The organism is Hydrocarboniphaga effusa AP103, from assembly GCF_000271305.1.
In the GTDB taxonomy this organism is placed as follows: domain Bacteria; phylum Pseudomonadota; class Gammaproteobacteria; order Nevskiales; family Nevskiaceae; genus Hydrocarboniphaga; species Hydrocarboniphaga effusa.
Genome location: NZ_AKGD01000002.1, coordinates 176239 through 202258, shown reverse-complemented (window position 1 = coordinate 202258; position 26020 = coordinate 176239). Strand labels below are relative to the sequence as shown.

Sequence of the window (26020 nt, the reverse complement as noted above, 5' to 3'; positions counted from 1 at the left end):
GGGCTCAGGCGAGCTGCTGGTCCAGCGTGACCTGGATTTCCTTCTCGATACGCCCCTTGAGCGGCTTCAGCAACAGGCCGAGCTTGGCCGAGATCTGCAGATCCCGGGGTGTGATCGCGAGCTGGCCGTGGACGCCGCTGCGCTCGAACTTGAGCGTGTCGCCTTCCCAGCGATGCTTGAAATCGAATTCTTCGCTGAGCTGGGCGACCAGCCTCTCCGCGATCTTGCGTGCTTCTTCGACGGATTTTCCGTGTGCGCGGGTGACTTCGATATCGGCCATGTCGGCTCCCTGGTTATTTATTGATTTGAGAAATGTCGAGGCGGCGTCGGATGTTTGAACAACCGAGTGCGCCGGTGTGACCAGCACCTGATTCTGCAAAAGAGCGCTGGCCGCCTCAATAGCACCGAGCAGGAGCCGCCATTGATGAGGCATACGCGAGCCGAGGCCGGTTTCTCGGGATCATCGTCACTGCCGCATCGACACTTTGACGCTCACGGTGGAGCTCCAGCACTGAATCGGTGGTGAACTCCGGATCGGTGCGATTCAGTCGCCGAGCTTGAGCATGATCTTGCCGACGTGCGAGCCCGCTTCGAGCGCCGCATGGGCCTTGGCGATGTCTTCGAACGCGAACACGCGCTCGATCACAGGCGCGACACGACCGGCATCGAGCAGCGGCCAGACGTGCTCGCGCAAGTCGGCCGCGATCTCGCCTTTCTCGGCGACGCTGCGTGGGCGCAGCATCGACCCCGTGAGCCGTGCACGGCGCTTCATGATCTCGCGCAGGTCGACGCCATCGACCTTGGCGCCCTGCATGGTCGCGATCATCACGATGCGCCCGTCGAGCGCGAGACAGCGCAGATTCTTCGGCAGATACGCGCCACCGACCATGTCGAGGATCACGTCCACGCCGCGCTTGCCGGTGAGCTCGCGAATCTCGGCTTCGAAATCCTGCTCGCGATAGTGGATCGCCGCGTCGGCGCCGAGCTTCACGCAGGCTTCGCACTTGGACGCACTGCCCGCGGTGACGAAAACCCTGGAGCCGAGCGCCTTGGCGATCTGGATCGCCGTCGTGCCGATGCCGCTGCTGCCACCATGCACGAGCAGCGTCTCGCCGGGCGCGAGCGCGCCCATGCCAAACACGTTGACCCACACCGTGAAGAAGGTCTCCGGCAGCGCGGCGGCACGGATCGCGTCGAATCCCTTGGGCCACGGCAGGCAGTGCGACTCGTGAGCGAGCGCGTATTCGGCATAGCCGCCGCCATGCACGAGCGCGCAGACGCGATCGCCGGCCTTCCACTGCGTCACGCCCTCGCCGACCGCCGCGATCTCGCCGGCCACTTCGAGCCCGAGGATCGGGCTCGCGTCGGCCGGCGGCGGATAAAGGCCCTGGCGCTGGGCCAGATCGGGCCGGTTGACGCCGGCCGCAAGCACGCGGATCAGCACCTGCTGCGGCCCGGCCTGCGGGGCCTGCATTTGATCGAGGCTCAGCAGTTCCGGGCCTCCGGCTCCACTCATTTTTACGTAACGCATCCGCATGGGAATCTCCAAAATTGCCTGCAGCCTCGCTGAGCGAAACCAGCCGCTGTGGGACACTAGCGCGCTGAACTCATCCACCTCGCTTAAGAACCTCATGCCCGACCGCCGCCGTCTCGCGGTGATCCTCGCCGGTGCCGCGGCCTTTTTCAGCCTCTATGCGCCGCAGTCGCTGATGCCGCTGTTGCACGCCTGGCTCGGCGACAGCGCGGCGCTCGCGGGCACCATCGTCTCCGCCGGCACGCTCGGCGTCGCCTTCGCTGCGCCATTCGCAGGGCTGCTGGCCGACCGCATCGGCCGTCGGCGCGTGATCGTACTCGCCGCGTTCGCCGTCTGCCTGCCCTCGCTCGGCGCGGCGCTCGCACAGACGCCCGAACAGTTGATCGCAGCGCGCTTCGTGCAAGGGATTTTCCTGCCCGGCATCTTCGCGGTCACGGTCGCCTACATCGGCTCCGAATGGCCGGCCGCCGAAGCCCGGCAAGTCACCGGCCTTTACGTCGCCGGTACCATCGGCGGCGGTTTCTGCGGGCGCGTGCTGTCGGGAATGGTCTCCGAATTCGCCGGCTTTCACTGGGGCTTCGCCGCGCTCGCGCTGATCCAGCTCGGGCTTGCGATCGCGATCCGCGCCTGGCTGCCGGCCGAAACCCAGCCTGCGCGCCCCAGCGCCCGCCCGCTCGTAACGATGCGACGCCTGCTCGCGCACCGCGAACTGCGCGGCGCCTATGCGGTTGGATTCACGCTGCTGTTCGCGCTGATCGCGGGCTTCACCTACATCACGCTGAGGCTCGCGCAAGCGCCGTTTTCGCTCGGGCCGGCGGCGATGTCGTCGATCTTCACCGTCTACCTGTTCGGCATTTTCGCGACTTCATACAGCGGCAGGCTGCTCAATCGCTACGGTCACGCACGTGTACTCGCACTGTCCTGGCTCGCGGTGATCGCGAGCCTGCTGCTGAGCCTGCTGCCCTCGTTGCCCGCAGTGGTGGCGGCGCTCGCGCTGTTTTCGGCGAGCCTCTTCAGCGCCCAGGCCGCCGCGACGAGCTTCGTCGCCGAAGCGTCGGGCGAGGCGCGCGCGCCTTCGGTGGGCCTGTATGTGACCTGTTACTACCTGGGCGGCAGCGTCGGCGGCGTACTGCCCGCCGCGATCTGGGCACACGCAGGCTGGAGCGGCGTGGCGGGAATGATCGCGCTCGTCGGCGCCATTTCGGTCGCGCTGGGGTTCCGCAGCTTTCGTTTCGCGAGCAGGCCGCCCAAGGATGCGCCATCACCGCTGCCCGCGGCGGGCGGGACGGCTCCTTGAGGCGCATGCCGGTATCCCGTCCAGCCTGAGAAACGAAGAAACCCGCCATGCGGCGGGTTTCTTCACATCACGTCATCGGGAGAAATCGATCAGCCCACGGGCCGACACACCTGGCGCACCGACATGTTGTCGTCGGTCTTGTTGTCGTTGTACTTCTTGCCGGCATAAGCACCGCCGACCGCACCGGCCGCCGTCGCGATGTCCTGCCCGCGGCCGCCACCGAACTGGTGACCCACGACGCCGCCGACCACCGCACCGGCGAGCGGTGCCGCAACCGGATGACCGTCCTTGGTCTTGACCTGTTCATCGTGGCATTCGACACGTTGTCCCTGGTCGTTGACATAGGTGTCGGCCATCGCCGGAGCCGTGAAGCTGGCGGCGAGAAATGCGGCGAGAGCTAGTTTTGTAGAGACGTCCATGTCGTGCTACCTCCTTGTCGTCAGACGGCTTCAAGCTAGCCCTCGGCGATGAATTGGCTGTGAACTCAGCTCAGCTCGGCGGCAGCTGCGAAATCAGCCTGCGCAGTTCACTTAGCTTGGCTTCGACGATGACCCGGTTCCCCGCTCCCAGGCGCAGCATCGCTTTCTGTCCGGACGACAAGGCCTGCAACTGCGGATCGGCGAATTCGTAGAAAAACCGCGGGCGCAGGAGTTCGATCGGTCCTTCGACTTGCGGCGTCGCGAGCAGGTGATCGAGCACGTAAGCAAAGCGCTGGTTGAACGATCTCTGCGAATAGCCGAGCTGGTCGTAAGCCTGCTGGAACAGCCGGTAATGCTGGCGATAAAACGCCGCGACGCGACTCATGTCGGCCACTTGCAAGGCCTGCACGAGCGCAGCGTAGCGAGCCGGGTTGGCGTCGCTCAGATAAATGCGGTCGTCACGCTGCTCGACGACGAAATCGCCGCCGACCTTGCGGATCGAGCGCATCTTCGCGGTCAGGTTCGGATTGGGCAGGTTATCGACCATGACCACGAAGCGCATGATGAGCGCCTGCGGCAGCAGATACTGCTCGACCACGTCGAGGCCGAACAGATCGATCAGCGATTGGCGCACGGGTTCGTCACTGTCCTGCAGGCTCGGCAGCGGAGCGGGCGCAACGGCGGGATCCTCGTTCGGGCTGGCCGGCGCGTCGTCGGCCACCTCGGGCGGCGGCGGCGTAAGCGCGCGGCCCGGTTCGAGAATGCTCTCCGGCCTGTGCTCGACGACCGCCGGGGCGGGTTCGGTCTTCGCGGCCAGGCCGAGCTGCTCGCGGAACAGCCACAGCGCACCGGCCGCCACAATGGCGACCACCAATAGCGCGCCGATCAGATCCTTTGCCTTCATTCCGTTGTTTCCTTGCATTGCACGTCTGCGGGCTCAGGTCCGACTTTCGTGAAGAGCGCCCGGAATATCAAGGCAGTGCCGCCGCGTAAGGGCGTGCCACCAAAAGACAAAACCCCCGGACGCCAGGATGGCGCCGGGGGTTGGATGCTGCCGATCGGCGCTTAGTTGAAGTAGTACTCGTCCTTGCAGAGCTTGCCGTCGCCGTTCTTGTCGCGGGTCTGCAGGCGCTTGAACAGCTGCGAGCCCGGCTTGAGTTCGCTGGCGTCGAGGCAGCCGTCGCCGTTCTTGTCTTCGTAGTCGGAGTTGTTGACGGCGAGCGGGCTGTCGGCGCCCGAGGTGCCGGTGTAGGTGCCCTTGTTGTAGCCGTCGGCAAGCGCGGCGGACGAGACGAGCGAGAGGGCGATGGCGGCGAGGAAAGTCTTGGACACGGTAACGCTCCCAAAAAAATTTGACGAAAATTAAGTGGATAGCGCCCTCATGACGCGCCCGGCGAAAAACGCTCGGTAGCCGCCGCTCGGCTTCGTTGCCGCTCGGCAAGCTCCACTTAAGCAAAAAACGGGCTCAAAACTGGCAGCTGAACCGGGCCTCACAAAAAAATCCTTGCGGATGCATCGGTAAGGCCAATGAGGCGGGACGCTGCGGCCCCGTACAATGGCGGATGATTTCCGCCTCTCGCCTCACCCTCCGCCGCGGTCCCCGCGCCCTGCTCGAAGACGCCAACTTCTCGATCCATGGAGGCTGGCATGTCGGCCTCATCGGCCGTAACGGCACCGGCAAGTCGACTTTGTTCGCGGCCGTATTGGGGCAGCTCGCACCGGACAAGGGCGAGATGTCGTCGCTCAAGCACCTCGATGTGGCCACCGCGGCCCAGGAAACGCCCGCCCTGCCCGACCTCGCGATCGATTTCGCCCTCGACGGCGACGTCGAATTGCGCGATCTCGAACGCCGGCTCGAAAAGGCCGAGGCCGCCGAGGACATCGACACCATCTGCGCGATCCACGAGCGCCTGGCGATCATCGGCGGCTATTCGGCCCGCGCCCGCGCCGCCTCGCTGCTGCACGGGCTGAGCTTCTCGCAGGAAGCCCAGCAGCGGCCGGTGTCGAGCTTCTCGGGCGGCTGGCGCATGCGCCTGAACCTCGCGCGCGCGCTCATGCGCCGCTCCGATGTCTTGCTGCTCGACGAGCCGACCAACCACCTCGATCTCGACGCGGTGATCTGGCTGCAGGGCTGGCTCAAGCAGTATCCGGGCACGCTGATGGTGATCAGCCACGATCGCGAGTTCCTCGACGACGTCACCACGCACACGCTGCACCTGGAAAACCAGAAGGCGACGCTCTACACCGGCAACTACAGCCAGTTCGAGCGCCAGCGCGCCGAGCGCATGACCTTGCAGGCCGGCGCCTACGCCAAGCAGCAGAAGCAGGTCGCGCACCTGCAGAAATTCATCAACCGCTTCCGCGCCTCGGCCGCCAAGGCCACGCAGGCGCAGAGCCGCATCAAGGCGCTCGAACGCATGGAGATGGTGTCGGCCGTGCACGCCGATTCCGAGTTCAGCTTCGAATTCCCCGAGCCCGATCGCCTGCCTTCGCCGCTGGTTCGTTTCGACGACGTCACCGCCGGCTACGGCGAGGCCGTGATTCTCGACAAGCTGCGCGTGCTGGTCGCGCCGGGTGAACGCATCGGCCTGCTCGGCCAGAACGGCGCAGGCAAATCCACGCTCGTGCAGACCATCGCGGGCGCCATTCCGGCGCTCGGTGGCGAGCTCATGCGCGATCCGCACCTGCGCGTCGGCTACTTCGCCCAGCACACTACCGAGGAGCTCGATGCGGACGCTTCGCCGATCGTGCTGTTCCGGCGCATCGACCCGCGCGCGACCGAACAAAGCCTGCGCACCTTCCTCGGCGGCTTCAACTTCAAGGGCGATCGCGTCTACGAGCCGGTCGGCCCGTTCTCGGGTGGCGAGAAGGCGCGCCTCGCGCTCGCGATGGTGGTGTATCAAAGCCCGAACCTGCTGCTGCTCGACGAGCCGACCAACCATCTCGATCTCGACATGCGCCACGCGCTCGAGCACGCGATGATGTCGTTCGCCGGCGCGGTGCTGGTGGTCTCGCACGATCGCCACCTGCTCACGAGCACCTGCGAAAAATTCTGGCTGATCGCCGACGGCCGCTGCGTGGATTTCGACGGCGATCTCGACGATTACGCCAAGTGGCTCAACACGCGCGACCTCAACGGCGCAGCCAAGAAACCCGGCAAGCGCGCGGCGGTTTGAGGAGACGCTCGCGCGCGGGCCTCATCAGCCAGCCTGAGCTCAGCAAGCATCGCTCAGCCTGTCGCCACAACCACCCGCACCGGTGGCGCCGCGTCGGCGCTACCGACGACAGGAGACCGAAATGAGTTCAGCGCCCCAAGCCACGATCACCTTTCATCTGCCGCAACACCGCGAAACCGCGCTCAAGATCGAAAGCAACCAGCGCGTCGCGGTGGAAGCCTACGATGCCAACATCAGCGCTTATCTGCGTTTTCTCGAAGACGAGGCGCAGAAAAGCGGCTACGTGCTGACATCGGATACGCAGGAAGGAAGCTCGGTGTATTCGATCGACGCCGCCAACCATGACCTCAAGACTGCGGCGCACGACTGGCTCGACACGCAGCCGGACATCTGGAACTGGATTCCCTGATCCATCCACACAGCATCGGGCACAAAAAACCGGGCGGCCCGAAAGCCGCCCGGCCGTATCGCACCACTAAGCTAAGCGGCTGCGCGGTACTGGTTGCGCAGATCGCGAATGCGATCGTGATTGCTCAGCACGCCCTGATACTGGCGCTCGACGACGCTGCGAACCTGCGGCGGCAGATTGGCCTTGAGCGCCTTGCCGTACGCGGCCTTGGCGTAGTCTTCGCCGCGCTCGACTTCCTCGAGCACCGCGACATTGCTGTCGCTCACCGCCGCCTTGACCTTGACCCAGCCGCGATGGGCCGCACCCGCCACGCTGCCCGATGTCTCGGGCTTCCCGCCCAGCGAAGTCACCAGTGACTGCAACTCGTTGGCGCTCTGCTGGCAGGCCGCCGCGCGCTCGTTGAACAGCAGCTTGAGCTTAGCTTCGGTGGCCTTCTCGGCCGCTTCCTTGAAACCCTTGAGCCCATCTTCCGAGGTTTCGATCAGGTTGTTCAAAGTCTTGATGGTGTCGTCCATGACATCCTCCTTTTTACGTGAATGAAACTACGACGCGACGTCCATGCCGCCGGTGTTTGAACCACGATGTCGCCAATGGTTCATACGAAAACTCCTACAGGCCCCTAGATCGCAGGCCCATACTCCATCGATCCCACTTCGTACGCGGGCACCAGGCGCAGCTGGGCGCACAGATCGCGCAAGGCCGAACGCAAGGCTTCCTCGAGCGTGGGGTGGTAGAACGGCAATTCGAGCAGCTCGCGCACCTGCGCATCGCCCTGCACGGCCCAGGCGATCAGATGCGACAGATGCTCGACCGCGGGGCCGATCATCTCGGCGCCGGTGAGGCGATTCGTGGAAGGATCGGCGTAGAGCCTCACGCAGCCGCGATTGCGGTTCATCACGCGCGCGCGTCCCTGATCCGAAAAGTCCGCCTTGCCGACCAGGCGCGGCTTCAGCGAGGTGTCACCGACGATCGCGATCTGCGGATCGGTGAACGTGATCGCGAGCGGAGCGCTGCGCGTCGAAACGCGAACGTCGGGGAAACGCGCCGCATTGTGTCCCGCGATGGTTCCGGCATCGACCGCTTCGTGCAGCAAGGGGCGCCAGGCGCTCGCATCGCCCGCGATGAAGACCCGGCTGTCTCCACAGCGCAGCGTTCCGGCATCGAACTCGGGGACGCCATGCTCATCGAGTTTCACGCCTGCGCGCTGCAGGCGCAGGGCCTCGAGATTCGGCGGACGGCCCGCCGCGACGAGCACGTGGCTGAAATCCGCGGTGCCCTCCGCGCCCTCGCCCGACTTGGCCTGCCACTTGATGCGCACGCAATCGGCGGCTCCGGGCGCAGGCTCCGCCTGGATGTCGACGCCGAGCCGCAGATCGAGTTCTTCGGCGAACAAGCTGCGGGCATGACGATTCATGCCTTCGTCGCGCAAGCCGCCGATATCGGTATCGCGATCGAAAATCGCCGTGCGCACGCCGAGCCGATGCAAAGCCTGGCCGAGTTCGAGGCCCACCGCTCCGGCGCCGATCACCGCGACGGACGCCGGCAGCGTCTCGAGCTCGAAGATCGTCTCGTTGGTCAGTACCCGCGCGGCCACCGATTGGAAGGTCTTCGGCACGCTGGCGCGCGAGCCGGTGGCGATGACGATGGCCTTTGCACGCACCCGCGAGCGTTCACCTGCCTCGTTTTCGACTTCGAGGGTTTGCCCGTCGACGAAGTGCGCAAGCCCGGTGAGCCGGCTTTGGGCCGGAATCGCCTCATAGGACTTGAGCACCGATCGAACGAAGCGGTTCCGCTCGTGCTGCACGCGCGCCATGACCGAGCGGCCATCGATGCGAATCGGTGCGGTTTCGATGCCGAAAATGCTCGCGGTCGCGGCCTGGTGGGCGACTTCGGCGGCGGCGATCAGCAGCTTCGAAGGCATGCAGCCGACTTGCGCACAGGTGGTTCCCGACGAGCCCGATTCGATCAGCAAGACTTTCGCGCCGGCGCGATGAGCCGCTCCGCTGGCCGCGAGTCCCGCTGTACCGGCGCCGATCACGGCGACATCGCAGCTCAACTCTTTCATTCGCCCTCCTGGTTTCTCGCCCAGCGAAGTCGAAAGCCGGCGTTATAGTGGGAACCTGCACGATGTTGGCCAGACACGCTGCGGAAAAACCGCTTTCAGCTCGCTGTTCAACCCTGTTGGAGCCGATCATGGATGACCCAAGCTTGACCGCCGATGAGTTGGCATGGCTGCGCAATTACGCGCAGGACAAGCAGGATTTGCAGGCCCCGATGCCGATACTCGCGCGACTCGAAAAGCTCGGACTGCTGATGGCGGGCTGGAATCACATGCATGTCGTGACGCAGCGCGGACTCGAACTGCTCAAGCGTCTCGAATGACGGCCGCGAACGGACGCAGAGCCTCGCGATGAGCGATCTGTTCGACTCGATCGAAACCGAGCGCCGCACCGAAGCGCTCGCCGATGGAGCCGTGATCCTGCGCGGCTTCGCGCTCGATGTCGCAAGCGAGTTGCTCGCGCAGATCGACACGATCAGCGCGCAATCACCGTTTCGCCACCTGATCGTGCCGGGCGGCAAGCGCATGTCGGTGGCGATGACCAATTGCGGGCGACTCGGCTGGGTCAGCGATACGCACGGCTATCGCTACGAGGCGATCGACCCGATCACGCAGCGAGCATGGCCCGCGTTGCCGCGTGTGTTCACCGAACTCGCGCAGCAGGCCGCGAATGCGGCGGGCTATCACGACGAACTCAGCACCGATGCCTGCCTGGTCAACCGCTACGAACCCGGAAGCCGGCTCACGCTGCACCAGGATCGCGACGAGCACGACGTGCAGGCGCCGATCATTTCGGTCTCGCTCGGCGTGCCCGCGATTTTCGTGTTCGGCCGCAACACGCGCAGCGGCCCGACCAAGCGCTCGCGCCTCGTGCACGGCGACGTGGTGGTGTGGGGCGGCGTGTCGCGGCTCGCGTATCACGGCGTGCAACCGATCGCCCAGGCGCAGCATCCGGCAACCGGATCGCTGCGCTACAACCTGACCTTCCGCAAAGTCTTCTAGCTCGAGAGAACGAGCACCAGCGCCAGCACCGCCGGCAGCGATTGCACGTACAGGATGCGCCGGTTCACCGTGATCGCCCCGAACACGCCGGCCACGATCACGCAGCCCAGGAAGAACAGCTTGAACGCGGCGAGCCCGTCGATGAGGCCCCAGAGCAGGCCGGCGGCGAGAAAGCCGTTGTAGAGCCCCTGGTTCGCCGCGAGCGCCTTCGACGCGAGCGCGAATTCGGCGGACAGGCCGAACACGCGCCGGCCCATCGGCTTGGTCCACCAGAACATTTCGAGCACCAGGAAATACAGGTGCAGCAGGGCCACCAGCACGATGGCGACATCGGCGATCAGCTTCATGCGTTCTCCCCTTTTGTCTCGATCATAAGGCCGCGCGCGGGTTCGGCGCGCAGCGCACGACCGCGCCGATTGCCCGGTTCGACCGGCGGCTCAATCGAGGGCTCGACCGAAGGTTCGAACGAGAGCTCGATTGACACTGCCCACGTTATATACAAATCTCCATAGCGTCCCTCGTCTTCGGCAAACCATGCGCCTTTTCCTGCGGCCGTTCGTTCTGGCCTTGCTGCTGTGCTCGTCGCTGACCGCACGCGCCGAGGAAGCCGTGCGCGTGTTCGCGGCCGCGAGCCTCACGAGCGCCCTGACCGACATCGCCGCGCAGTGGAAACAGGGCGGACACACGGCACCGACGCTCGCGTTCGCGGCTTCGTCCGCGCTCGCCAAGCAGATCGAGGCCGGCGCTCCGGCCGACATGTTCGCCTCGGCCGACCGCAACTGGATGGACTACCTGCAGCAGCGCGGTCGCATCGAAGCCTCCACGCGCATCGACCTGCTCGGCAATACGCTCGTGCTGATCGCGCCGAAGGGCCGGCGCTTCCGGGCCGAGATGCGCAGGGGTTTCGACTTCGCCAGGGCCTTCGACGGCAAGCTCTGCACGGGCGAACCCGGCGTGGTTCCGGTGGGCATCTACGCCCGCCAAAGCCTCGAAGCCCTGGGCTGGTGGGAGGCGATCAGGCCGCGCATCGTCGGCACCGACGACGTGCGCACCGCGCTGAATTTCGTCGAGCGCGGCGAATGCGCGGCCGGCATCGTCTACGCGACCGACGCGGCGATCAGCGACAAGGTCGAGATCATGTCCACCTTCCCCGAAGACGCGCACGAGCCGATCGTCTATCCGGTGGCGCTGGTCGGGAATGCGCGGCCGGCGGCGCGCGAGTTCCTGCGCTATCTGCACACCTCCAGAGAAGCCGCCGCGACATTCGAGCGCCACGGCTTCACGCGGCTCACGTCCGCGCCTTGACCGCATGGCGCTGACACCCGAGGAATGGCAGGCCGTCTGGCTGTCGGCCAAAGTCGCGGCCTTCGCGACGCTGCTGTGCCTGCCGCTGGGCATCGCGCTGTCCTGGCTGATGGCGCGGCGCGAATTCTTCGGCAAGGCGCTGATCGAAACGCTGATCCAGCTGCCGATGGTGTTGCCGCCGGTGGTGCCGGGTTATCTGCTGCTGATGCTGCTCGGCACACGCGGCCCGCTCGGCAGCTGGTTGCAGCAGCATTTCGGCATCGTCTTCGCGTTCGACTGGAAAGGCGCGGTGCTGGCGTCGGCCGTGATCGCGTTTCCGCTCATGGTGCAGCCCGTGCGGCTGGCGTTCCGCATGATCGACACGCGGCTCGAGCAGGCCGCGACCACGCTCGGGGCGACGCCGCTGCGCAGCTTCTTCACCATCACGCTGCCGCTCGCGCTGCCCGGCATCGTCATCGGCGCAGTGCTGTGCTTCTCGCGCAGCCTCGGCGAATTCGGGGCGACGATGGCCTTCGTCGGCAATATCCCGGGCCAGACGCGCACCTTGCCGCTGGCGATCTATTCGTACTCGCACTTGCCCGACGGCGAAGCCGCAGCCGCGCGGCTCGTGCTGCTGTCGATCGCGCTCGCGGTTTGCGCGCTGCTCGCGAGCCACTGGATCGGCCGCCGCGCCGAGCATCTGATCGGCGATGCGAGAACCCCGCATGCTTGAGTTCGACCTGCGCTACCGGCGCGGCGAGTTCACGTTGGCCGCCACTGCGCGCATCGAAGCCGGCGTGACCGGCATCGTCGGGGCTTCGGGCGCCGGCAAGAGCACGCTGCTGGCCCTGCTCGCGGGCTTGCTCAAACCGCAGGCCGGCGCGCTGCGCTTCGGCGACGAAACCCTCGTCGACGTCGCCGCCGGGCAGTTCGTTCCGCCGTGGAAGCGCCACTTCGGCCTCGTGTTCCAGGACGGCCAGCTGTTTCCGCATCTGTCGGTGCGCGACAACCTGCTCTACGGCTGGCGCCGGCTGAAACCGGCGGAGCGCCGGCTGGGCTTCGATGCGGTGGTCGACCTGCTGGAACTGCGGCCGCTCGTGGCGCGCCGTCCATCGCAGCTGTCGGGCGGCGAACGCCAGCGCGTCGCGCTCGGCCGCGCGCTGCTGTATTCGCCGCGCCTGCTGCTGCTCGACGAGCCGCTGTCCTCGCTCGACGATCGGCTCAAGCAGCAGATCCTGCCGTTCCTGCGGCGCATCAAGCAGGAAACGCGCGTCCCGATGCTCTACGTCACGCATGCGACCGCCGAGGTCGATTACCTGGCCGATCGCGTGCTGAGCATGCGAAGCGGACGATTGCCCGCTGGCGAAGAGGCTTCGCTGCGCTGAGGCCGCGCGAATCAGCCCGAGACGCCGAGAATCACGCTCGAAGCCTTGAAGATCGCCGAGGCCTTCACGCCCACGGCGAGCCCGAGCTCCCTGGCCGCTTCGTTGGTGATGATCGCCGCCATCACCTTGCCGCCCTGGAGTTCGAGCACGACTTCGGTGTTGACCGCGCCGGGCGTGAGCCGGCTCACGGTGCCCAGCAGGCGGTTGCGCGCCGACAGCCTGTACGGCGCGCCGTCGTCCTCGATCGCGATCATCACCCACGAAGCCTTGATCAGCGCGATCGCTTCGACGCCGGGCGCAAGGCGCAGCGTCTCGGTGCTCTCGTGCGTGACCACGGCGATCAGCCGCTCGCCGCCGGCGATCTGCAGCTCCACCTCGTCGTTGACCGCGCCGCGCTGCACGCGCAGCACCTTGCCCGAGAAGTGATTGCGCGCACTCGTGAGCATGTTGAATTTTCCGATCAGTGAAAGATCGCGCTCCGCATTGCGGATGCGCGCGTTGACGGCCGCGAGGAAGCGCGCGTTCTCCTGCTCCACCGCGCGAAAGGTCTCGACGAGCTGGCGCCCGCGCTCGGTGAGCTTGGTGCCGCCGCCACCCTTGCCGCCGACCGAGCGCTCGACCAGCGGCGCATCGGCGAGATTGTTCATCGCTTCCACCGCGTCCCAGGCCGCCTTGTAGCTGAGCTTGATCGCCTTGGCGGCCGACGAGATCGACTGCGTGGTCTCGATGGCGGCCAGCAGTTCGACCCAACGCTTGCCGGCGAGATGCCCCGAGCGGGTTTCGAGCGTCAGCGCGGAGCTGACCTGCAGGGTGGAACGCGGCATGGGCTTCTCGCTACGGCGTGGGTGGAACAACCGGCAACGGGTCGCATGGTAGCGCGCGTCCGCGGTCACCGGACGCGGACGCCGATCGCCCCGGCAACTGTCCGCGGACACTTTCCGGCGCTGACCATATTCAAATAACACAAGCAAAAATAAAGGCTTGCGAAATTTTTCCAAGCTGGCACGCGCGTCGCTATCCAACAGGCGTCCACACCCATCCACTCAAGGAGTCGTGCCATGCAGAACCTCAACATCATCCGCAACACCTTCAGCCACGCCACCCGCGCAATGAGCATCAGCGGCCTCGTTCTGAGCTGCGGCATCGCATTCGCGAGCCTGAGCAGCACGGCTGCCGATGCCAGCGCGATGCCGCTCGCGAGCACCGCCGTCGGCCTGCAGATCGCCGCCCAGGCCGATGCGGCTTTGCGTCAGCAGGACATCGAGCTGCGCAGCGAACTGCAGCAACAGCTGCAGCAGCAGCTGTTCACCGCCCGCACCGACGCTGCGCTGCTCCAGCAGCAGATCGAGCTGCGCAGCGAGCTGGAAACGCAGCTGCAATCGCTGCTGCCCTCGCTCGCCCTACAAGTCGCCTCGGCGCGCTGAACCCGTGCGGCCTAACGGAACCCGTAGCGCAGCGTCGCCGAGACGCTGCGCAGCGGATTCTGCTGCGCCACGTAGGTGCTCGCGAACACGCTGTGATCGAACACCAGATCGAGCGTGCGCTTGTCGGTCAGATTGGTGCCGTTGACGACGAACTGCCAGCGCTCGTCTGCGCTCGTCAAAGCCAGCCGCGCACCGAGCAGCGTGTAGGCCTTCTGGAAGCTGTGCGTATCCAGATCGACCGCCGAGTACTGATCTCCGCGATGGCTCAGGTCGATGCCGAGCAGCCCGCTCGCGTTCCACGGCAGCCCGAAGTGCAGCTGCGGTGAGAGGGTCGCGGTCACGCGCGGCGCATTCGCCAGCGTGCGTCCACTCAAGTCCTGGGTTTCCGCATCGGCGTTTTCCGAAGCCGCCGGCGCATTGTCGTATTTCACGTATTCGGCCTTGCTGAAAGCCGCCGCGGCCGCGAGGCTGAACCAGCCGCTCTGCGGTCGCCACAGCGTTTCGATCTCCACGCCCTGCAAGCGCGCCTTCGCCGCATTGGCGGTCTTGTAGGCCACGCCGTCGAAATCCACCGTCTGCAGATCGTCGATGTCGGTGCGATAGACCGTGGTGTTGAGCGTGAGGCGCCGATCGAACCAGCGCGACTTGAGCCCGGCTTCATAGCTCGTCGCGCGCTCGGGCTCGAACTCCAGGTTGCTGTCGTCGCTCGCGGTGGCATTGAAACCGCCGCCCTTGAAGCCATGCGTGTAGGTCGCGAAGCCCATCGCCTCGGGCGTGAATTCGTATTGCAGGCCGAGCTTGGGCGACACATCGGTCTCGCGGCGCTTGCGCGTATCGGTGAACGGCTCGGCCCCGATCACGAGACCGACGATGCCCAGGCCCACGCGCCGCACATCGAAGTCGGCTTTCTTGTATTCGATTCCGAAGCGCGCACCGACGATCGCCGCGAGCCGGTCGGTCAGCGACCAGCTCATCTGCCCGAACAGCGCGTAGCTTTCGGTGTCCTGCGCGAAGCCGCGCAGCAGCGCATCGTTGAGCGGAATGCCCGGCAGATTCGGCAATAAATCGATGAGCTCGCCGACAGGCCCGAGATCCGGGCCGCCGAGCGCCTCGACGCCGGCCGCGCTGAGCGCGAAGTCGATCAGATCGTCGCCCGCCACCGCATCGAGATGGCTCGTCATCTTCGAGCGGAACGCGTAGAGACCGAGCGTCCATTCCACATTGCCGCCGAGCCCGAACAGGCTGTCCGCGGTTCCGGACGGCCGCAGCTCGATCGAATCCTGCGCGTAGTCGACGAGAAAATCGGTGTGGATGATGTCGGCCGCGCTGACGTCGGAATCGATCAGCGTGGTCAGGTCGAACCCGGCGTGACCGACGATGGTCGTCAGCGTGACGTCGTGCAGCGCGCCCCAGTCGCCGGCCTCGTATTCGGCGAGCCCGCGCACGAGGTTCGAGGTGCGATTGACGAAGCCGGGCTGATCGAAGGCCGTGCGCGCGTCGAGCGGATCGTCCTCGGTCTGCACGTCATAGCCTTGCGCGTAGCGCAGCGAGGCCGCGCTCGCGTCATAAAGCTGCCAGGGCGCGTAGCTCGCATGCGTGTCCGAATACTGGCCGGCGAGCGCGAGATGCCAGCGCTCGCTGCGCCAGCCGGTCTTGAGTCGAACCGCGGACTGCTCCTGCGAATTCTCGTGGCGCTGCAGCGTGCTGTTCCAGACATCGCCGCGCTTGTCCCAGTAGACGCCGGCGAGTCGCGCGGCGGCATCGTCGCCGAGCGGGGCGTTGAGATAGCCCTCGGCCCGCCGCTGACGCGGATCGCCGCCCGTGAGCGCGAGGCCGGCGCCAAACCCGCTGTCCGGCTCGGCGCTGCGGAAGTTGATGACGCCCGCGATGGTGTTCTTGCCGAACAGCGTGCCCTGCGGGCCGCGCAGCACTTCGACGCGCTCGATGTCGAACAGGCCGTCCGGCACGAACTCGGGACGGCCGAGCGCGAGATCGTCGAGCACCAGGCCGACGGCCGGCTCGAAGCCGACGTTGTCGGTCTCGGTGTTGTAGCCGCGAATGCCGATCACCGGCGCCTGCGCATCGATGTCGATCTCGACGTTCGGCACGAAATTCTCGATCGCGCCCGCATCGAAGTTGCCCGACTGCGCGAAAGCCTGGCCATCGACCACGCCGACCGACACCGGCACTTTCTGCAGGCTTTGCGCGCGCTTCTGCGCGGTGACGATGATCTCGGCGACGGCCTCGGACTCGCCGGCCTGAGGCGCGGGGTTCGCTTCGGCCTCATCGGCTCGCGGACCGACCGCAATGGTGTCGAGCTCGGCTGGCGCCGGCTCCTGCGCGAACACGGGCAGCGTGCCCGCCAGGCACAGCGCGGCCAGCGTCGATGCGATCTTCATGTCCCCTTCCCCTTGTAATGTCGCCGTGCAGAACCCAAGAGTCGGGCCACGGCGCGCCGATGGGTCGGCATCTACTAGCGACGGTGTAGGCTAGCGTGTCCACGTTGCGAGGAAACCCCATGACCGAAGCCAGCCGCCTGCCGACGCTGTTCATCGCCCACGGCGGTGGACCCTGCTTCTTCATGGAGTGGAATCCGCCCGACACCTGGCGCTCGCTCGAAGCCTGGCTGCGCGGACTGTCCGTCGAGGTGGGCGACAAGCCGCGCGCGCTGCTCGTGGTCTCCGCGCACTGGGAGGCCGAGCGCTACAGCGTCACCGCGCACCCGCAGCCATCGCTGATCTACGACTACTACGGCTTTCCGCAGCACACCTACGAGCTGCAGTATCCGGCGCCCGGCGATCCCGCGCTCGCCGAAGAGATCGTACGGCGCCTCGGTGTCGCCGGCCTGCCCGCGGAAATCGATCGCGAGCGCGGCTTCGACCATGGCGTGTTCGTGCCGCTGAAGCTCATCTATCCGCAGGCGGATATTCCGGTCGTGCAGCTGTCGCTGCGCGCGGGCCTGAATCCGGCCGAGCATCTCGCGGTCGGGGCGGCGCTCGCCCCGCTGCGCGAACAGGGCGTGCTGATCATCGGCAGCGGCTACAGCTATCACAACATGCGCGGCTACGGCGGCGCCGGACAGCGGCCGTCGATCGAGTTCGACCGCTGGCTCAACGAGGCGCTCACCGCCGACCCCGAAACGCGCAAGGAGCGGCTGCGCGATTGGGAGCGTGCTCCGTCCGCGCGCGCCGCGCATCCGCGCGAGGAGCATCTGCTGCCGCTGATGGTCGCGGCCGGCGCGGCCGGCCAGGACATCGGCAAGCGCCTGTTCGGCGAGCTCGTCTTCGGTGTCGCGACGTCGGGATTCCGCTTCGGCTAGCGCTGGCGCGAATAAAGCGCTTCGGCGTCGGCGTGAACGCTGGTCGCGGCGAGGCCCGCTGCCGACGGCAGCCCACGCAGTCGCGTCGCATCGCCCGCGAACAGGCTGATGGCGCGGCCAGGATCGAGCCGCGTTGTGGCAATCTCGCGCAGCTGTTCCGCCGTCACCCGGGAAAGATCGGGTGCCAGTCGCGGATCGAGCCCGAGCCGCAGGCGGCCTTCGATCTCGCTTGCCGCATCCTCGATGCGCTCGCTGCGTCCCAGCGTGCGCAAGGCCTCGCCGCGCTGCAGACTCGCGAGCGCATCCGCGTCGACCCGCTGGTGACTGAAGGCCTCGACCGCGCGCAGGATTTCCGCGCGTGCATCGAGGCTGCGCTCGGCCGGAATCCAGGCCTGGATCTCGTAGCGGCGAGCGGCTGCGATGTCGCCGAGGCGGCTGCGCACGCCGTAAGTCCAGCCGAGCTCCTCGCGCAGGCGCAGGTTCAGGCGCGAGGAGAAGCTGCCGGCCAGCAACAGATCGAGTGCGCGCAGCGCCGGCTCGGTTTCGCGCGCGGGATTCGGCAACGCCCAGGCGACGGTCAGCAACGTCTGCCGCGCGCCCGGAATATCGAGCAGATGCACCGAAGGGCTCGCCGCTTTCGGCACAGCGGCTTCGATGCCTGGCCGCGTCGTTTCCGGCCCTGCTTTCCAGCGCTCGAGCGCTTCGATCGCCTCGCCCGGTTCGAGATCGCCGACGAGCACGCATCGCGCATCGGCGAGGCCCCAGGCTTTCTGCTTGAAAGCGATCGCCTGATCCAGGCCCAGGGCCGAGACGGTCGAGCGCAAGCCGCTCGCGATGCGCACCGATGCCTGCGCGGAATCGAACAGCAGGGCCGGCAGTACACGCTGGGTCGCCGCTTCGGCCGATGCCGAAGCCAGTTCGATCGCCGCGAGCTGGCGCGAGCGCGCGGCGGCGAAAGCCTCGGCGTCGATTGCGACGCCCCGAAACTGTTCGACGAGCGCGAGCGCATCGCGCCACTGCGCCAGCGCGGACGACCAGCTCAGGCGCAAGACCTCGCCCTGTACCTCGACGCCGATCTCGCAGCCCATCGCCTCGGCCCGCTGCCGCCAGCTCATGCCGCCGACCCGGGCTTGCAGCGAGGCTTCGGCGCAGAGCTCGGCGACTCCCATCTGCTCCGAAGGCTCGGCGCTGGAACCCGCGCGCAGCAGCAAGCGGCCCGAAACGAGTTCGGCGCCGCTTCGAGCTTGCAGCGTGAGCTGCAAACCGTTTTCGAGCGTTCGGCAGTCTGCGCTCGCTGGCGGCGGCCGACGCCTTGGGCTGACCGGCCCTGCATTCTCCGTGCTGCTTGCAGGGAATGAATCAGCCGAAGACCTGAGCGACCACGGAGCCGCGCCAACGTCATCCGCTGCGAAGCAGCGCCGCATGACGGCTGTCGGATCGATGGCAGCGAGCCGCTCACGTGAAACGAATGCGGACGCCAAGTCGCCCTGCGCGAGCTCGCCTTCGATCATCAGCGCCGCGACACCACTGCGCGCATCGAGATTCAGCAAGCGCTGGCGCCAGCGCAGTCGGCGCGATTGCTCGGCTTCCGAAGCGCTGAAGCCGCTTTTCATCAATCGATTCCACAGCGCCTCGAACGCATCGAAGGATCGCTCGATCCGCGCCGGATCCGGCGCATTCCATTCGAACTCCAGGCGAGTCGCGAGACGGTGGAATGCGAGTCCGATGCGCGGCAGGCTCGTACCTGCCGAGGACTCGGCGCGCAGCCGGCTTTCGAGTGCGATCTGGAACAGGCGCATGCCCTCGCGATCGGGCGAAGGCATCGCGGGCAACTGCCAGACGAGGCGCTTCTGGGGGCTCGGCGACGCATCGTCGAAACCCCACGAGCGGGCTGCTTTCGATGAAACTTCGACGGGGTCTCGGGTGATCGGCGGGCCTGCGGGCAAACCGCCGAAGGCGCGCTCGCAGCGGCGCATTGCCTCATCGCGGGTCAAATCGCCCGCGAGCGCGAGTACCGCATTAGCCGCGTGATAGTGCCGCTGGCGAAATTCATGCGCCTGATCCAGGCGCAGTGCCAGCAAGTCGGCCTCGCTGCCGATGACGCCGTGCCGGTACGGATGTCCGGCCGGATAGCACTCGGCATCGATGCGCTCGACGAGGCGGCCACGCGAGCGCTCGCGATACTGCCTCAGCTCGTTGAGCACGACCTGCCGCTGCTTCTCCAAGGTCTCTTCGCAGAGCACGAGCCGCCCCATGCGATCGGCTTCGGCGAACAGGGCGAAGTCGAGCGCGTCGCGATGCACGGTTTCGAAATAATGCGTGCTGTCGAGCGTGGTGCGTCCGTTGAGATCGTGTGCGCCGGCCGCGAACAGATGGCTCAGGTAGGTGCCCGGCAGATTCTCGCTGCCGCCGTACATGAGGTGCTCGAACAGATGCGCAAGCCCATGCTGCCCGGGCGCTTCGTCGGCCGAGCCGACTCGATAAGCCACATGCACGGCCACCAGCGGCAGACGACGATCCTCGTTCAGCAGCACGCGCAGCCCGTTGTCGAGGCTGAAAGCATGCAGCTGCGCGGGCGCCGCCATCACACGTCCAGCAACCCGTTGCGTACCGCGATGAGCGTGAGCTCGGCCTGGTTGCCGACGCCGAGCTTCTGCTTGATGTTGTAGAGGTGCGTTCCGACCGTGTTCGGCGACAGGTGCAAGGTCTCGGCGATCTGCGCGACCGACTGGCCCTTGGCGAGCTGCAGGAACACCGCGAACTCGCGCTCGGACAGGCTTTCGACCGGATTCGCGGCTCCGTGCAGCTCCTGCACCGCGAGCTTGCGGGCGAGCTCCACGCCCAGATAGATGCGCCCCGCACCGACCGAACGCACCGCGTCGATGAGCTCCTCGGGCGCGCTGCGCTTGGAGACATAGCCCATCGCGCCGGCCTTAAGCGCCCGGCGCGGATGTGCGCTGTCTTCATGCGCAGACAGCACGAGCACGCGCGCTTCGCGATCTCGGGCGGTGAGCCTGCGCAGGGCTTCGATGCCCCCCATGCCGGGCATCGACAGATCCATCACCACCACGTCCGGCCGTATCTCGGGGAAGAGCTGATACGCGGCCTCGCCGTCCTCGGCTTCGCAGATGACCTCGATGTCCTGAGTCCCGCCGAGCAGCATGCGAAAACCCATGCGCACCATCGCATGATCGTCGACGAGCATGACGCGGATCTTCCTGCTCATACGCTCACCTTGAGCGGCAGGCGGGCCGATACGCGCGTCCCGCGCGGATGGCGGCGTTCGATCGCCAGTTCGCCGCCGAGCGTCTGCACGCGCTCGCGCATGCCGCGCAAACCATAGCCGCGGCTGCTGCGCCAGTCGTCGGGCAGGCCGATGCCATCGTCGCGCACCTGCACGACCAGGCTATCGCCATCCGTCGCCATGCGAACGTCGATATGGCTGGCCTGCGCATGGCGCAAGGCGTTGCTGCAGGCTTCCTGGAACAGGCGGAAAGCGGCCAGCGTAACGCGCTCGTCGAGCTCTTCTGGGAGATCTTCGACGCACCCTTCGATACGCAGGCCCTCGTGCTGCATGCGCCAGTCGTCGATCTGGTTCTGCACCGCGTCAGCGAGGCCCAGGTTGTCGAGTGCGAGCGGGCGCAGGCGCGGAATCATCTCGTGCACGACACCGTGCAGGTGGCCGGCCGCAGCGGCGATCGTGCCGGCGACACGCCGTGCCTCCTCGTCGAGCAGCTCGCGACGCGAGAGCGACAAGGCGAGGCTGTGAATGGCGGTGACGCTCTGGCTGGTTTCGTCGTGGAGCTCGCGGGCGATCTGACGGCGCTCGTCCTCCATGCGCAGTTCGACCAGATTGGCGAGCTCGCGGCTGCGGCGCAGGTTCACGGTGGCTTCGGCGGCCTCGCGCCGTGCATCGATGTTGTCCTCGATCGCCTGCGCCATGCGGTTGAAGGCCTGGCCGATGGTGTCGGATTCCTTGCTCGGCAGCTTCGGCAGGCGTGTGTGGTAAGCACCGCGCTCCATGCTTTCGAGGCCGACGACGATCTCGCGCAGCGGCTGCGTCGCCCGGCCAACCAGCCAGAGCACCAGCGGCTGCACCAGCAGCAGCGAAGCCAGGCCGAGCAGCAGCAGGCGCTTGGTGTCGTCCCAGCCGTCGAGCACGGCACGCGAAGCGTTCGACTGCAGCGAAAGCGCACCGTCGCGCAGGATGAAGCCTTCTTCGATCGGCGCCGGGCTCACCAGCCGCGCGTACCATCGCGGGGCACTGCGGCCGGCCTTGTAGGTCGATGGAGGCGAGCTGTAGACCACCTGCCCGAGCGCATCGCGCAGCACGATCTCGGTGGAGCGCACGCGCCCGAGCCGCTGCAAGGTGGCCCGTAGCACTTCGTTGCTCTGCACGTCGTCCGGCGAGATGAAGGCGCTCAGCAGGCGCACAGCCACGCTGTTGCTGGCCCGAGTCTCCTCGAGCACGCTCTTGCGCGTCGCCAGAATCTGCGTCGCGAGTACCACGGCGATGAACACGAGCATGAGCCCGGCGATCATCAGGTTGATGCGCAAGCGCAGGCTCAAGCGGCCGCTCCGGCCATCGGGTTCTGATGCCTTGCCGGCATCGGTGCATGGATCGCGCTCATGGCTGCGCATGCTACTGCCGTAGCGGCTTCTCGGGCAGTGCCGGCCGAGCGCCGGCTTCGGGCTACAGAAAATCGTGAGCGCCAACTCAGGGGCATCGCGAGGCGGCCGGCCCGCCGGCTCGCCGAGACTGCGCCTGCGGTCAGTACCGGACCGTCATGCGAAATCAATGGAGACCATCATCATGAAGCTCAAATGGGAAACCCCGACGGCCCGCGACATGCGGTTTGGCTTTGAAATCACGATGTACATCGCCAACCGCTGAGCTGGCAACGGGATCGGCAATGGGGAATCGCAAAAGCACGGCTTGCCGTCGCTTCTGACGATTTCCCATTGCCGGTTCCCCGATTCCCGCCCAAAGGAGAGAGCAGCATGCGCATCCACGTGCTCGGCTCGGCAGCCGGTGGCGGCTTTCCTCAGTGGAACTGCAATTGCCCCAATTGCGACGGACTTCGTCGCGGTACCGTGAAAGCCCGGGCGCGCACGCAATCGTCGATCGCCATCACCGGCGACAATACCCGCTGGCTGCTCTGCAACGCTTCGCCCGACATTCTCACGCAGCTGCAGCGCTTCCCCGAGCTGCAGCCCGCACGCGCCCTGCGCGACACCGCGATCACCGCGATCCTGCTGATGGACGCGCAGATCGATCACACCACCGGCCTCTACATGCTGCGCGAACATCGCGAACGCTGGCCGCTCTGGTGTACCGCGCCGGTTCACGAAGACCTCACGCGCGGCAATCCGCTGCTCAATCTGTTGGGTCATTACTGCGGCGTCGACTGGAACACCATCCCCATCGATGGCCAAGCGTTCACCATCGCCGCTTTCGAGGGCTTGCGCTTCACCGCGCTGCCGCTGATCAGCAATGCGCCACCGTACTCGCCGCATCGCGACCGGCCCGTCGCAGGCGACAACATCGGTCTGCTGATCGAGGACGCGAACACCGGCAAGCGGCTCTTCTACGCACCCGGCCTTGGCGAAATGGAAGCCCGCGTCTGGGATGCGATGAACCGTGCCGACGCGGTGCTCGTCGACGGCACCTGCTGGACCGACACCGAGCTCGTCGACCTCGGCGCAAGCAAGAAAACCGCGCGCAGCATGGGCCATCTGCCGCAGCAGGGCGAAGGCGGCATGCTGAGCTGGCTCGCACAGCTGCCCAGCAGCACGCGGCGCATCCTGATCCACATCAACAACACCAATCCGATCCTCGACGAGGACGGCCCTCAATACGCCGAGTTGCGCGCGGCCGGCGTCGAAGTCGCCTATGACGGCATGGAGATCATCCTATGAACGCTGCGCTCGACACCGCTGCCGCCTTCGAAGCCCGCTTGCGCGAGCAGGGCACGGCGTATCACATCCATCATCCGTTCAATCGCATGCTCAACGAAGGGCGCGCGACCCCCGAACAGATTCGCGGCTGGGTGGCGAACCGCTACTACTACCAGATTTCGATTCCGCTCAAGGACGCGGCGATTCTGTCGAACTGCCCCGATCGCGAACTTCGCCGCCAATGGATACAGCGCATCCTCGATCACGACGGCCATGGCGAGGACGAAGGCGGCATCGAGGCCTGGGCGCGCCTGGCGCTCGCCGTGGGCTTGTCGCGCGAGGAACTCGAAGACCTGCGCCACGTGCTGCCGGCCGTGCGCTTCGCGGTCGATGCCTACGTGAACTTCGCGCGGCGCGCGCCCTGGCAGGAGGCGATGTGCTCGTCGCTGACCGAGCTGTTCGCGCCGAAGATCCACAAGGAACGTCTCGCGAACTGGCCGCAGCATTATCCGTGGATCGAGCGCGAAGGCCTGTATTACTTCCAGAAGCGCCTGTCCGAAGCGCGCCGCGATGTCGACCAGGCGCTGCGCGTGACGATCGATTACTTCAAGGGCCCGGACGCGGAACAAAAAGCGCTGTCCATTCTGAAGTTCAAGCTCGACATCCTGTGGACCATGAACGACGCCATGGCGCTCGCCTACGGAGTGCGCTGACATGAACGCGACACTGCAGCCTGCGCCGCTGGAAAAGAAGCCGCGCGTCGCGCGCGGCTTTCGCCTGCAATGGGAAGAAGCGCAGCAGGCTTTCGTGCTGCTGTATCCCGAAGGCATGGTGCAGCTCAACGCGAGCGCCGGGCAGATTCTGAGCCGCTGCGACGGGCAGCGCAGCGTCGGCGAAGTGGTCGCCGAACTCGAACGCGATTTCGAAACCGAAGGCCTCGCCGACGATGTGCTCGCCTTCCTCGATCTCGCCGAACAGCAGCGCTGGGTGGAGTGGACGTGAGCGCGGTCGCCGATGCGAAGGCGCCGGCGCTGGTCGAGCGCAGGCCCGATGTCGGCGCGCCGTTCTGGCTGCTGGCCGAACTCACGTATCGCTGCCCGCTGCATTGTGCGTTCTGCTACAACCCGGTCGATTTCGCGCGTCACGAAGACGAGCTGTCGACGGACGATTGGCTGCGCGTGCTGCGTGAAGGCCGTGAGCTCGGAGCCGTGCAGTGCGGCTTCTCGGGCGGCGAGCCACTGCAACGCAAGGATCTCGAGATCCTCGTCGCCGAAGCGCGCCGGCTCGGCTATTACACGAACCTGATCACCTCGGGCATCGGGCTCGACGAGCAGCGCATCGTCGCGCTCAAGCAGGCCGGGCTGGATCACATCCAGCTCTCGTTCCAGGATTCGACGCGCGAGGTCAACGATTTCCTGTCGTCGACGCGCACCTTCGACCTCAAGCGCAAGGCGGCCGGGCTGATCAAGTCGCAGGATTATCCGATGGTCATGAACTGCGTGATCCATCGGCTCAACATCGATCACGTCGAGCGCATCATCGAGCTCGCGGTCGAGCTCGATGCGGATTATCTCGAGCTCGCCAACGTGCAGTACTACGCCTGGGCGCAGCTCAATCGCGAGCAGCTCATGCCGACGCGCGAACAGCTGCAGCGCGCCGAGGCGATCACCAATCAATGGCGCGAGAAGCTCGGCAACAAGATGAAGCTGCTGTTCGTGGTGCCGGACTATTACGAGACGCGGCCCAAGAAGTGCATGAACGGCTGGGGCAACGTGTTCCTGACCGTGACGCCGGACGGCACCGCGGTTCCGTGCCACACCGCGCGCATGCTGCCCGGCCTCGCGTTTCCGAACGTGCGCGACATGAGCCTGTCGGACGTCTGGTATCGCTCCGAAGGCTTCAACCGTTATCGCGGCGACGGCTGGATGCAGGAGCCCTGCCGCAGCTGCCCCGAGAAAGAGAAGGACCACGGTGGCTGCCGCTGCCAGGCGTTCATGCTCGCGCAGGATCCGGCCGCTGCCGACCCGGTCTGCGACAAGTCAGCACACCATCACTTGATCCAGCAGGCGATCGAAGCCGCAGCCCGGCCGCGCGTGATCGAGAAGCCACTGGTGTTTCGCGGCCCCAAGGAATCCCGCGCGCTCGACCGCGCTTTTTAATAAAGCACCTCGGCCCAGGCGCTACGGCTTGGCGGCTCGATTCCGGGGCGTTGCGGCCTTTCTGGCCGGCTTTCGCGTCAGCGTGGCGGCGCGCTCCGGATCGTGATCCGGCGCGTGTTGCCGTAGAGACTCCGCCGCCGCACGCGTGTCTGCAGAACAGGGCGTCGGCCGGATGCGGCGAGCTCAGCAGTTGAACAGCCGGGCACGGCCGGGCCCAGGGCTGCGCAGGGGAAACCGGCCCTGTGCTCGATCACGCCCTGCGCGTCGAAGGCTCGACCGAAGCGCGGGTCCGGCGCCGCGCGAAAACGGCTTCGACGAGCTGTTCACCGAACCAGCTCGTGCTTGCTTCGAGCTACGCGGGCCTGGAAGTGCCGATAGGCGGTGCCTCGGTTGACCCTGGCGAGCGGTGCGATCTGCGAAACGCTGAGTCCTTCCGCGCCCTCTTTCGCGAGCAGTGCGCCGGCCGCCTCGAGCATGGCCGTGCGCGTCCCCTCCGGATCGCGGCGCCGACACCATCTGGCGCCCTCTGCCTGTCCCTCTTCAATCCAGCCTGTAACCAAACGGCGATGCCAGCCGATATCCAAGGGGCCGCGATCGGTCTGCAATCGTCTGCATGCGGAATCGCGTCGACCGATGGCCAGGCCGTGCAGCGAAA

29 protein-coding genes are annotated in these 26020 nt (G+C 66.4%); 15 read left to right on the top strand and 14 right to left on the bottom strand.

Annotated features, from left to right (window positions below):
- Positions 1-4: 4 nt before the first annotated feature.
- Positions 5-433 carry a polyhydroxyalkanoic acid system family protein gene (locus tag WQQ_RS24735; protein WP_202800661.1) on the bottom strand — a complete coding sequence of 143 codons (429 nt, stop codon included), beginning with the start codon at positions 431-433 and terminating at the stop codon, positions 5-7.
- Between the two features lie 111 nt (positions 434-544).
- Positions 545-1537 (bottom strand): NAD(P)H-quinone oxidoreductase, encoded by a 993-nt coding sequence (locus WQQ_RS12370; RefSeq protein WP_007185527.1) that lies wholly within the window; start codon positions 1535-1537, stop codon positions 545-547.
- A 94-nt stretch (positions 1538-1631) separates the two neighbouring features.
- Here WQQ_RS12370 and WQQ_RS12365 point away from each other — a divergent pair, with 94 nt between their 5' ends.
- Positions 1632-2831, top strand: coding sequence for an MFS transporter (locus tag WQQ_RS12365; RefSeq protein ID WP_007185526.1), 1200 nt, complete (start codon positions 1632-1634; stop codon positions 2829-2831).
- 89 nt (positions 2832-2920) lie between these two features.
- Here the strand turns inward: WQQ_RS12365 and WQQ_RS12360 are convergent, their stop codons facing one another.
- From WQQ_RS12360 to WQQ_RS12350, 3 genes are all read right to left on the bottom strand, one after another.
- Positions 2921-3250, bottom strand: a complete 330-nt coding sequence (locus WQQ_RS12360; protein WP_007185525.1) for a glycine zipper 2TM domain-containing protein — start codon at positions 3248-3250, stop codon at positions 2921-2923.
- 70 nt (positions 3251-3320) lie between these two features.
- On the bottom strand, positions 3321-4154 hold the full coding sequence (locus WQQ_RS12355; protein ID WP_007185524.1) for a DUF3014 domain-containing protein: 834 nt from the start codon (positions 4152-4154) through the stop codon (positions 3321-3323).
- Between the two features lie 161 nt (positions 4155-4315).
- Positions 4316-4582, bottom strand: a complete 267-nt coding sequence (locus tag WQQ_RS12350) for an EF-hand domain-containing protein (RefSeq protein ID WP_007185523.1) — start codon at positions 4580-4582, stop codon at positions 4316-4318.
- A 230-nt stretch (positions 4583-4812) separates the two neighbouring features.
- Between WQQ_RS12350 and WQQ_RS12345 the strand changes: the two genes are divergently transcribed.
- Both WQQ_RS12345 and WQQ_RS12340 read left to right on the top strand, forming a co-directional pair.
- On the top strand, positions 4813-6426 hold the full coding sequence (locus tag WQQ_RS12345; protein WP_007185522.1) for an ABC-F family ATP-binding cassette domain-containing protein: 1614 nt from the start codon (positions 4813-4815) through the stop codon (positions 6424-6426).
- A gap of 121 nt (positions 6427-6547) precedes the next feature.
- Positions 6548-6835: a hypothetical protein gene (locus WQQ_RS12340; RefSeq protein ID WP_007185521.1), complete on the top strand. Its 288-nt coding sequence runs from the start codon at positions 6548-6550 to the stop codon at positions 6833-6835.
- A 71-nt stretch (positions 6836-6906) separates the two neighbouring features.
- Here WQQ_RS12340 and WQQ_RS12335 read toward each other — a convergent pair whose 3' ends face one another.
- Both WQQ_RS12335 and WQQ_RS12330 read right to left on the bottom strand, forming a co-directional pair.
- On the bottom strand, positions 6907-7350 hold the full coding sequence (locus WQQ_RS12335; RefSeq protein ID WP_007185520.1) for a PA2169 family four-helix-bundle protein: 444 nt from the start codon (positions 7348-7350) through the stop codon (positions 6907-6909).
- A 104-nt stretch (positions 7351-7454) separates the two neighbouring features.
- Positions 7455-8900 carry a dihydrolipoyl dehydrogenase gene (locus WQQ_RS12330; RefSeq protein WP_007185519.1) on the bottom strand — a complete coding sequence of 482 codons (1446 nt, stop codon included), beginning with the start codon at positions 8898-8900 and terminating at the stop codon, positions 7455-7457.
- A gap of 128 nt (positions 8901-9028) precedes the next feature.
- Here WQQ_RS12330 and WQQ_RS12325 point away from each other — a divergent pair, with 128 nt between their 5' ends.
- Positions 9029-9217, top strand: coding sequence for a hypothetical protein (locus tag WQQ_RS12325; RefSeq protein ID WP_040454082.1), 189 nt, complete (start codon positions 9029-9031; stop codon positions 9215-9217).
- 28 nt (positions 9218-9245) lie between these two features.
- Positions 9246-9896 carry a DNA oxidative demethylase AlkB gene (gene alkB / locus WQQ_RS12320; protein ID WP_007185517.1) on the top strand — a complete coding sequence of 217 codons (651 nt, stop codon included), beginning with the start codon at positions 9246-9248 and terminating at the stop codon, positions 9894-9896.
- Here the strand turns inward: alkB and WQQ_RS12315 are convergent.
- On the bottom strand, positions 9893-10243 hold the full coding sequence (locus tag WQQ_RS12315) for a DUF1304 domain-containing protein (RefSeq protein WP_007185516.1): 351 nt from the start codon (positions 10241-10243) through the stop codon (positions 9893-9895). The genes alkB and WQQ_RS12315 overlap by 4 nt on opposite strands.
- 187 nt (positions 10244-10430) lie before the next feature.
- On the opposite strand from WQQ_RS12315, the gene modA reads away from it, so the two are divergent.
- Genes modA through WQQ_RS12300 form a run of 3 tightly spaced genes read left to right on the top strand, consistent with a single transcriptional unit; the run spans position 10431 to position 12565 of the window.
- Complete coding sequence (gene modA / locus WQQ_RS12310; RefSeq protein WP_007185515.1) at positions 10431-11201, top strand: molybdate ABC transporter substrate-binding protein; 771 nt, start codon at positions 10431-10433, stop codon at positions 11199-11201.
- 4 nt (positions 11202-11205) lie between these two features.
- Positions 11206-11913: a molybdate ABC transporter permease subunit gene (gene modB / locus WQQ_RS12305; protein WP_007185514.1), complete on the top strand. Its 708-nt coding sequence runs from the start codon at positions 11206-11208 to the stop codon at positions 11911-11913.
- Positions 11906-12565 (top strand): ATP-binding cassette domain-containing protein, encoded by a 660-nt coding sequence (locus WQQ_RS12300; RefSeq protein ID WP_007185513.1) that lies wholly within the window; start codon positions 11906-11908, stop codon positions 12563-12565. The genes modB and WQQ_RS12300 overlap by 8 nt, the downstream gene beginning before the upstream one ends.
- Positions 12566-12576: 11 nt before the next feature.
- Here the strand turns inward: WQQ_RS12300 and WQQ_RS12295 are convergent, their stop codons facing one another.
- Positions 12577-13389: a TOBE domain-containing protein gene (locus WQQ_RS12295; protein ID WP_007185512.1), complete on the bottom strand. Its 813-nt coding sequence runs from the start codon at positions 13387-13389 to the stop codon at positions 12577-12579.
- Between the two features lie 234 nt (positions 13390-13623).
- On the opposite strand from WQQ_RS12295, the gene WQQ_RS12290 reads away from it, so the two are divergent.
- Positions 13624-13989 carry a hypothetical protein gene (locus tag WQQ_RS12290; RefSeq protein WP_007185511.1) on the top strand — a complete coding sequence of 122 codons (366 nt, stop codon included), beginning with the start codon at positions 13624-13626 and terminating at the stop codon, positions 13987-13989.
- 11 nt (positions 13990-14000) lie between these two features.
- Here WQQ_RS12290 and WQQ_RS12285 read toward each other — a convergent pair whose 3' ends face one another.
- Positions 14001-16388, bottom strand: coding sequence for a TonB-dependent receptor (locus WQQ_RS12285; protein ID WP_007185510.1), 2388 nt, complete (start codon positions 16386-16388; stop codon positions 14001-14003).
- Between the two features lie 119 nt (positions 16389-16507).
- Between WQQ_RS12285 and WQQ_RS12280 the strand changes: the two genes are divergently transcribed.
- Positions 16508-17308, top strand: coding sequence for a DODA-type extradiol aromatic ring-opening family dioxygenase (locus tag WQQ_RS12280; RefSeq protein WP_007185509.1), 801 nt, complete (start codon positions 16508-16510; stop codon positions 17306-17308).
- Here WQQ_RS12280 and WQQ_RS12275 read toward each other — a convergent pair.
- From WQQ_RS12275 to WQQ_RS12265, 3 genes are read right to left on the bottom strand one after another with little or no spacing between them, the layout of a single operon-like run.
- Positions 17305-19893 (bottom strand): M16 family metallopeptidase, encoded by a 2589-nt coding sequence (locus WQQ_RS12275; protein ID WP_007185508.1) that lies wholly within the window; start codon positions 19891-19893, stop codon positions 17305-17307. The two genes, WQQ_RS12280 and WQQ_RS12275, sit on opposite strands and share 4 nt — an antisense overlap.
- Positions 19893-20534: a response regulator gene (locus WQQ_RS12270; RefSeq protein ID WP_040454080.1), complete on the bottom strand. Its 642-nt coding sequence runs from the start codon at positions 20532-20534 to the stop codon at positions 19893-19895. Before WQQ_RS12270 ends, WQQ_RS12275 begins: the two co-directional genes overlap by 1 nt.
- Positions 20531-21877 carry a HAMP domain-containing sensor histidine kinase gene (locus tag WQQ_RS12265; protein ID WP_040454354.1) on the bottom strand — a complete coding sequence of 449 codons (1347 nt, stop codon included), beginning with the start codon at positions 21875-21877 and terminating at the stop codon, positions 20531-20533. Before WQQ_RS12265 ends, WQQ_RS12270 begins: the two co-directional genes overlap by 4 nt.
- Positions 21878-22121: 244 nt before the next feature.
- On the opposite strand from WQQ_RS12265, the gene pqqA reads away from it, so the two are divergent.
- The 5 genes from pqqA (at position 22122) to pqqE (ending at position 25365) form a co-directional block, all read left to right on the top strand.
- Positions 22122-22202, top strand: coding sequence for a pyrroloquinoline quinone precursor peptide PqqA (gene pqqA / locus WQQ_RS12260; protein WP_157534732.1), 81 nt, complete (start codon positions 22122-22124; stop codon positions 22200-22202).
- 107 nt (positions 22203-22309) lie between these two features.
- Positions 22310-23227: a pyrroloquinoline quinone biosynthesis protein PqqB gene (pqqB, locus tag WQQ_RS12255; protein WP_007185504.1), complete on the top strand. Its 918-nt coding sequence runs from the start codon at positions 22310-22312 to the stop codon at positions 23225-23227.
- Positions 23224-23919: a pyrroloquinoline-quinone synthase PqqC gene (pqqC, locus tag WQQ_RS12250; RefSeq protein ID WP_007185503.1), complete on the top strand. Its 696-nt coding sequence runs from the start codon at positions 23224-23226 to the stop codon at positions 23917-23919. The genes pqqB and pqqC overlap by 4 nt, the downstream gene beginning before the upstream one ends.
- A 1-nt stretch (position 23920) precedes the next feature.
- On the top strand, positions 23921-24208 hold the full coding sequence (gene pqqD / locus WQQ_RS12245; RefSeq protein WP_007185502.1) for a pyrroloquinoline quinone biosynthesis peptide chaperone PqqD: 288 nt from the start codon (positions 23921-23923) through the stop codon (positions 24206-24208).
- The gene (pqqE, locus tag WQQ_RS12240; protein WP_007185501.1) at positions 24205-25365 is read left to right on the top strand and encodes a pyrroloquinoline quinone biosynthesis protein PqqE; all 1161 of its coding nucleotides are present in this window, start codon (positions 24205-24207) and stop codon (positions 25363-25365) included. Before pqqD ends, pqqE begins: the two co-directional genes overlap by 4 nt.
- 323 nt (positions 25366-25688) lie before the next feature.
- Here the strand turns inward: pqqE and WQQ_RS24730 are convergent, their stop codons facing one another.
- Positions 25689-25949 (bottom strand): TetR/AcrR family transcriptional regulator, encoded by a 261-nt coding sequence (locus WQQ_RS24730; protein ID WP_202800659.1) that lies wholly within the window; start codon positions 25947-25949, stop codon positions 25689-25691.
- Positions 25950-26020: the final 71 nt, after the last annotated feature.

Bases quoted from the DNA above. Each gene is read 5' to 3' on its own strand.
- WQQ_RS24735 (WP_202800661.1), bottom strand. From the start codon at position 433: ATGCCTCATCAATGGCGGCTCCTGCTCGGTGCTATTGAGGCGGCCAGC.
- WQQ_RS12370 (WP_007185527.1), bottom strand. From the start codon at position 1,537: ATGCGGATGCGTTACGTAAAAATGAGTGGAGCCGGAGGCCCGGAACTG.
- WQQ_RS12365 (WP_007185526.1), top strand. From the start codon at position 1,632: ATGCCCGACCGCCGCCGTCTCGCGGTGATCCTCGCCGGTGCCGCGGCC.
- WQQ_RS12360 (WP_007185525.1), bottom strand. From the start codon at position 3,250: ATGGACGTCTCTACAAAACTAGCTCTCGCCGCATTTCTCGCCGCCAGC.
- WQQ_RS12355 (WP_007185524.1), bottom strand. From the start codon at position 4,154: ATGAAGGCAAAGGATCTGATCGGCGCGCTATTGGTGGTCGCCATTGTG.
- WQQ_RS12345 (WP_007185522.1), top strand. From the start codon at position 4,813: ATGATTTCCGCCTCTCGCCTCACCCTCCGCCGCGGTCCCCGCGCCCTG.
- WQQ_RS12340 (WP_007185521.1), top strand. From the start codon at position 6,548: ATGAGTTCAGCGCCCCAAGCCACGATCACCTTTCATCTGCCGCAACAC.
- WQQ_RS12335 (WP_007185520.1), bottom strand. From the start codon at position 7,350: ATGGACGACACCATCAAGACTTTGAACAACCTGATCGAAACCTCGGAA.
- WQQ_RS12330 (WP_007185519.1), bottom strand. From the start codon at position 8,900: ATGAAAGAGTTGAGCTGCGATGTCGCCGTGATCGGCGCCGGTACAGCG.
- WQQ_RS12325 (WP_040454082.1), top strand. From the start codon at position 9,029: ATGGATGACCCAAGCTTGACCGCCGATGAGTTGGCATGGCTGCGCAAT.
- alkB (WP_007185517.1), top strand. From the start codon at position 9,246: ATGAGCGATCTGTTCGACTCGATCGAAACCGAGCGCCGCACCGAAGCG.
- WQQ_RS12315 (WP_007185516.1), bottom strand. From the start codon at position 10,243: ATGAAGCTGATCGCCGATGTCGCCATCGTGCTGGTGGCCCTGCTGCAC.
- modA (WP_007185515.1), top strand. From the start codon at position 10,431: ATGCGCCTTTTCCTGCGGCCGTTCGTTCTGGCCTTGCTGCTGTGCTCG.
- modB (WP_007185514.1), top strand. From the start codon at position 11,206: ATGGCGCTGACACCCGAGGAATGGCAGGCCGTCTGGCTGTCGGCCAAA.
- WQQ_RS12300 (WP_007185513.1), top strand. From the start codon at position 11,906: ATGCTTGAGTTCGACCTGCGCTACCGGCGCGGCGAGTTCACGTTGGCC.
- WQQ_RS12295 (WP_007185512.1), bottom strand. From the start codon at position 13,389: ATGCCGCGTTCCACCCTGCAGGTCAGCTCCGCGCTGACGCTCGAAACC.
- WQQ_RS12290 (WP_007185511.1), top strand. From the start codon at position 13,624: ATGCAGAACCTCAACATCATCCGCAACACCTTCAGCCACGCCACCCGC.
- WQQ_RS12285 (WP_007185510.1), bottom strand. From the start codon at position 16,388: ATGAAGATCGCATCGACGCTGGCCGCGCTGTGCCTGGCGGGCACGCTG.
- WQQ_RS12280 (WP_007185509.1), top strand. From the start codon at position 16,508: ATGACCGAAGCCAGCCGCCTGCCGACGCTGTTCATCGCCCACGGCGGT.
- WQQ_RS12275 (WP_007185508.1), bottom strand. From the start codon at position 19,893: ATGGCGGCGCCCGCGCAGCTGCATGCTTTCAGCCTCGACAACGGGCTG.
- WQQ_RS12270 (WP_040454080.1), bottom strand. From the start codon at position 20,534: ATGAGCAGGAAGATCCGCGTCATGCTCGTCGACGATCATGCGATGGTG.
- pqqA (WP_157534732.1), top strand. From the start codon at position 22,122: ATGAAGCTCAAATGGGAAACCCCGACGGCCCGCGACATGCGGTTTGGC.
- pqqB (WP_007185504.1), top strand. From the start codon at position 22,310: ATGCGCATCCACGTGCTCGGCTCGGCAGCCGGTGGCGGCTTTCCTCAG.
- pqqC (WP_007185503.1), top strand. From the start codon at position 23,224: ATGAACGCTGCGCTCGACACCGCTGCCGCCTTCGAAGCCCGCTTGCGC.
- pqqD (WP_007185502.1), top strand. From the start codon at position 23,921: ATGAACGCGACACTGCAGCCTGCGCCGCTGGAAAAGAAGCCGCGCGTC.